This window comes from Leptolyngbya cf. ectocarpi LEGE 11479, from assembly GCF_015207065.1.
Taxonomy (GTDB): Bacteria; Cyanobacteriota; Cyanobacteriia; order Phormidesmidales; family Phormidesmidaceae; genus Leptothoe; species Leptothoe ectocarpi.
On the sequence record NZ_JADEXP010000431.1, the window covers coordinates 1 to 5,001 of the forward strand.

At 50.7% G+C, this 5,001-nt stretch carries 4 protein-coding genes and 1 pseudogene; 1 reads left to right on the forward strand and 4 read right to left on the reverse strand.

What is annotated here, in order from left to right; translation table 11 throughout:
- Positions 1 to 96: 96 nt before the first annotated feature.
- Together IQ260_RS27640 and IQ260_RS27645 are read right to left on the reverse strand one after the other, a co-directional pair.
- Positions 97 to 828, reverse strand: coding sequence for a HepT-like ribonuclease domain-containing protein (locus IQ260_RS27640; protein WP_193996292.1), 732 nt, complete (start codon positions 826 to 828; stop codon positions 97 to 99).
- A gap of 57 nt (positions 829 to 885) precedes the next feature.
- Positions 886 to 1,494, reverse strand: a complete 609-nt coding sequence (locus tag IQ260_RS27645; RefSeq protein WP_228016488.1) for a hypothetical protein — start codon at positions 1,492 to 1,494, stop codon at positions 886 to 888.
- Between the two features lie 75 nt (positions 1,495 to 1,569).
- Between IQ260_RS27645 and IQ260_RS27650 the strand changes: the two genes are divergently transcribed.
- Entirely contained in the window at positions 1,570 to 2,439 is an 870-nt protein-coding gene (locus IQ260_RS27650; RefSeq protein ID WP_193996293.1) for an alpha/beta fold hydrolase, read from the forward strand.
- Here IQ260_RS27650 and IQ260_RS27655 read toward each other — a convergent pair.
- Positions 2,432 to 4,603, reverse strand: coding sequence for a serine/threonine-protein kinase (locus IQ260_RS27655; protein WP_193996294.1), 2,172 nt, complete (start codon positions 4,601 to 4,603; stop codon positions 2,432 to 2,434). The two genes, IQ260_RS27650 and IQ260_RS27655, sit on opposite strands and share 8 nt — an antisense overlap.
- A gap of 187 nt (positions 4,604 to 4,790) precedes the next feature.
- Positions 4,791 to 5,001 (reverse strand): annotated as a pseudogene (locus IQ260_RS27660) (proton extrusion protein PcxA); the annotation flags it as partial.

The following is a 5,001-nucleotide window of genomic DNA, read 5'->3' on the forward strand; positions in this document are numbered from 1 at the left end:
GTTTGTGTCAGAGCGACTCGAGCGATTAATTCAAAAGCAACCAAACGTGGCAAAGTGGACGAAATTTTGGTGATGAATTACTGATATCTCGATTATCTACTCATCTGTTTCAGGCAATGGCGGGACTAAAGATTTAACCTGAGCTAGAATCTGCGGCACTTCTGCTGACACAATTTGCCAAAGACGAGCGTAGTCGATATCGTCATATTTGTGAATAATCACGTTTCGTAGAGCGATCGCACCGCTCCAGTCAATATCGCTATGAGCTGTTTGAAAATCAGGACTCAAACGATTGGCTGCCTCGCCCATAATTTCTAGCTGTCGTTCTACGGCACTTTGAAACAATTCGTCTTCTAATAAATCTTCGTAGGTGCGTCCTGCTAGAAACCGCGCAATGGCCTCCATTGCTTTGACCATATCGAGCAATGCAGCATGATTGCGAACTGTTTGCGTCATGACGGGATCACACTCTATCAGACTCGTAAAATTCCTCTGATCCGGCGGATAAAGCACCCGATAGGTGTGCAGTATTTCTGCCCGGCTAAAGAGATTCAGCAATAACCGCTTTTGGGTCAGATCCACATCACGTCTGACCAGCTGAGCTAGCTCTTGCTGAACTTTCTCGCTATTTAAGTAATCCCGGTCGCTGTCGAAGACAACCAACACATCGATATCACTATCCTCTCGAAAGTCTGTCCGGATAGCGGAACCAAAAAGCCCTAGCTCTTTGATATGCCAGCGTTGGCAAAATTCAACGATTTCAGAGTCAGACACATTTAACCTATCGGCCAGCACAGATGGCAAAGCTGGAACGATTTTGGTTTTCATACTTTACGTCTCTGTGTCTGTACCTCTCTATTATCGCCACTTTCTCAGGGTGATGAACTACTGATCTACGATACTCACTAAAACTCGGATAAGGTTCTCAACATCATCGGGAACTTGATAGCCACCGATGTCCTGAGTTATTTGCTTTACATCGCTGTCTAGCACTCCAAAAATCCAAAAGTTGCCCATGGTGACAGCGCCGTAGATGGTCCTCGGCGCATCATCTAGCATCGACAGCGCAATCATCTCCACTGCAAGCTGTGTAAATCCTCGAGTTAGATCATCCCGCTTTGCTTCAACCACCACTATTTGATGCTGAGCCCGAATTAAGTAGTCCAAACTGCCCTGCAGCCAGTTGTTAACCTTGAGCGGATACTCAAATCGCAATATTTGATGACAGATAGTGGCTACGCGAGTCAGCACGGGGGCGACTAAAACCTCGCGTTTGGCGATTTCGCTAGTCAGCTGTACATAGGGTAAGGTTGCTTCAATTTGTGTCTTGAGCTGGTCTATATCGGCTAAAGGCCTCTGAGTCTTAGGCAAATTCAGTCTTGCCTGCCTGTAGCTGTAGCCAAACTCAGCCAAAATCTCATCGGTGTCATGAGACAGTTCAAAATACGAACGGAATGTATAGCTAGCGTCTTTATCTAAAAGCCTTGGCATCATGCTGTCTGTCCAATCAGGTGCTAATTGCCCATAGTTTCTCTATTATTGCTTCTGTGCCTGTATCTTGAGAAACCTATGGCCGTCTATCGCTGGCAACAGTACACCTGTGCATACGAGGTCCATGACGGAGACAGTGATGCCACGCCCCTACTGTTGATTCATCCCATTGGTGTGGGACTATCGGGTCAGTTTTGGCAGCCATTTGTCGACCAGTGGCAGGGAGCCCGTCTGTATGTGCCCGATCTGTTGGGCTGTGGGGAGAGTGATTTGCCACGACGTGCCTATAGTCCCCGCGACTGGGCTGAACAGCTGCACTGTTTTATCTCTGAAGTGATTCAAAAACCAGTGATAGTCATGGTGCAAGGGGCGCTGCTGCCAGTGGCTTTAGAACTGATGGCCGATGCCACCATGAGCCAATGGGTGACGGCGGCTGTTTTATCGGGTCCACCAGCTTGGCGATTGATCACAGAGCCCACACCGGGCTGGCGGCAGCAGCTTAACTGGTCGCTGTTTGCGTCACCCCTGGGCTGGGGATTTTATCAGTATGCGCGCACTCAGAAATTTTTAAAGTCGTTTTCTGAGCGACAGCTATTTGACCAGGCGGCTGATATCACAGATGATTGGCTGGCCATGCTCGACCAGGGTTCGCGGGATATGGCCAGCCGATATGCGGTGTTTTCGTTTCTAGCAGGGTTTTGGCGCCAGGATTATGGCGATGAGATCGCAGCCATCGCCCAGCCTATCTTGGTAATAATGGGCAAAACCGCCTCCACCATCGACCGAACGGTCCAGGACACGACGGCGCAACAGCGGTTAAACGACTACACCAGTCATTTTCCCCATGCCCAGGGAATGTTTATTCCCGGTCGCAACGTGCTGCCCTACGAGTCAACGGCGGAATTCATCGCTGTACTAACCCCCTTTGTCAACGGGCTCACTAGTTAAACTCTACGCCAGCCGAGGAATCTCCACTGTTTTCCGGTTCAGGATCTGTGTTCTCCCCGTTGTTATTGGGAGTATCTGTCCCATTGTCCGGTGCTGTTGAGTCGTCAGACGGTGTATCTGTTGTGGAGTCTTCTTCTCCTGTATCAGGGTCTTCGTTGGGGGGATCGGTCTCTTCCTCTTCTGGAGGAGTGGTGATGATATTGTCTACAGCAACACTGAGGGCATAATTGATGGGATTAGCGGACTTGGATGCGATCGCAATTTCGTAATACCCACGTTGGTTTAACGTACCGGCCCAAGTTGTCTCAGACGAATCAGACAGAAGGAAGGGGACCTCCTGGGATGGCATCGGCACATATAGGGACATCAAAGCACTATTCTCAGGCACTTGCAGGTTAATGCGTAGATTTTGACCGGCCTGTAAATTGAGCAAAAATACCCGGCCTTCTCCCGCCGCCAGTTGCCCCGTTAGGCGCTGTCTAAAGGCACCTTCCTCAAACTCTACCCGTTCCAGTGTTTCGTTAGTTTTTAAGTCTTCTACGCCGTCTCGAGCTAAGGCGTACCACACCTGACCCAGAGGCTGATCCAAAAGATTATCCCGCGACGCCTGGGGAAAAATTGAGACAAATTTAGCATCAGTCAGGTCTTCTAGGGCTCGGCTACTGACATTGAGCCGATTGACCGTTTGCCGCCAGCTTTCGCGATCGTCGGCCCCATAGGCCCCCAGCCCCCGTCGAGCTGGCATACTCAGATGCAGCTCCAGGATATCCAAAGCATCCATTGCCAGATTATCCCAGCGCAGCCGTAGGGGAGCATCCTCCGGCGCTGAGGTTAAAGGGCGTCCTCTTAAATTTGGATACTGCTGATAAAACCGCTGATTAACCCAGAGATTTAACCACGCTTCATTTACCCCCAAAGCCTCACGGCGCTTCACCAGCTCTTCTTTGCGAGCGATTTCATCGGGAGTCGGCCCCACTGGAGTTTCCGTCGTCGGCAGAGAGCCACCGTCAGGGTTGCCCCCAACCGGCCACCGGGGGCGCAGTCCCACACCAACCAATAATGCCAAGATCAGACTAGATATCCCCAGCAGCGCCAGCAACCCAATGGCAGCCTGGAGCAGACTCGCTCGGTTATCACTCTGTTTAGTCGGGCTAACGGAGGTCGGCATCGTGGTCGTTTCTGGAGCAGAATCCACCACCTGGGTAGCCGCCTCCGTGGGATAGACCACATCCTCAGCGATAGAACCGCCATTCTCCTCAGGAAACATCGGGGCGACATTAGCCGCATTGCCAGCAAGTCGTCCGTTACTCCCATTATCCTCTGCATCCTTCCCCTGGAGCGCCTGGAGCACAGCTGCCGCTGATGGATAACGCTGGGCTGGAGAGGGAGCCAGCATTTTTTTGAGTATCTGATTTAGGGGAGCACCAAAACTGACAAAACGCTCCCAGTTCCAGGTGTTTTCATACATATCATTCAGCTCTTGGGGCTCTTTGCCCGTGGCTAATACCACCAGGGTGGCTGCCAACCCGTAGAGATCGCTAGTGGCGTCGACAGAACCCGCTTGAAACTGCTCCTGGGGAACGTATCCCACCTTCCCAATTCGAGTTTTATGAGCACTAGCCGACAGCTCCTGCTCCACCGTGGCGGCAATTTGTTTAACGCTGCCAAAGTCAATCAGTATGGGGAGACCGTCTTGCGATCGCAAAATCAAATTCTCGGGGGAAATATCGCGGTGAATAATATCTAAGTTGTGGATATAGTCCAACACTGGCAGCAGCTGATAGAGCAGCTGGACGATTTCTGTCTCGCTGAAATGCCCCGCGTGGTCTTGACGATTTTGCAATAAAGCTCGGTATGTAGTGCCTTCTACATAGTCCTGGACGAGAAAGAGCTGGCCACCTTCGCGCATCAGCTCACGAAACTTAGGAATCTGGGGATGCTCCAGCTGATAGAGCACCTTAGCTTCACGCTCAAACAATTCCTCAGCTTTGGCCACTAGATTCGGGTCATCAAGTTGGGGCACAAATTCTTTAAGCACACACCGCTCCTTAAACCGATGTAAATCTTCGGCCAAATACGTGCGACCAAACCCCCCTTCTCCCAGTTCTCGCAATACGTTATAACGCGCGCCTAGTGGGGGGCCAGATTCCCAAGGTGTGCTCATCGATAGGCTCCTTCACGAGTAAATGTGCGCCCCAATAAACGGTTTATCAAAGGGGAAACCCCCACCAAGTACCGGGACTAATTTGTCAGTGTAGTGTTTTTTTCACCGGATGCAACGCCTCCTGTCAATTTTTCTTATAAACGACCCTTGTGGGGGCGTTCCATGGAACGCCCCCACAAGGGTATTCCTATTCATTCATATTTTTATAGGTAGCCACTGCCGATGGCGAGATCCGGTTGAGGTAGCGAAAAATCCAATACTTAAAGACCGTGTCTAAAATCACGGGAAACGTGGCGATAAATAGAAAGATAAACTCTCGGTTGGCAGGAAAGCCCAAATGACGCGATAGGCCCTCTAGCAAAACCTCCCAGCCGTGGGGTGAGTGGAATCCCACAAAT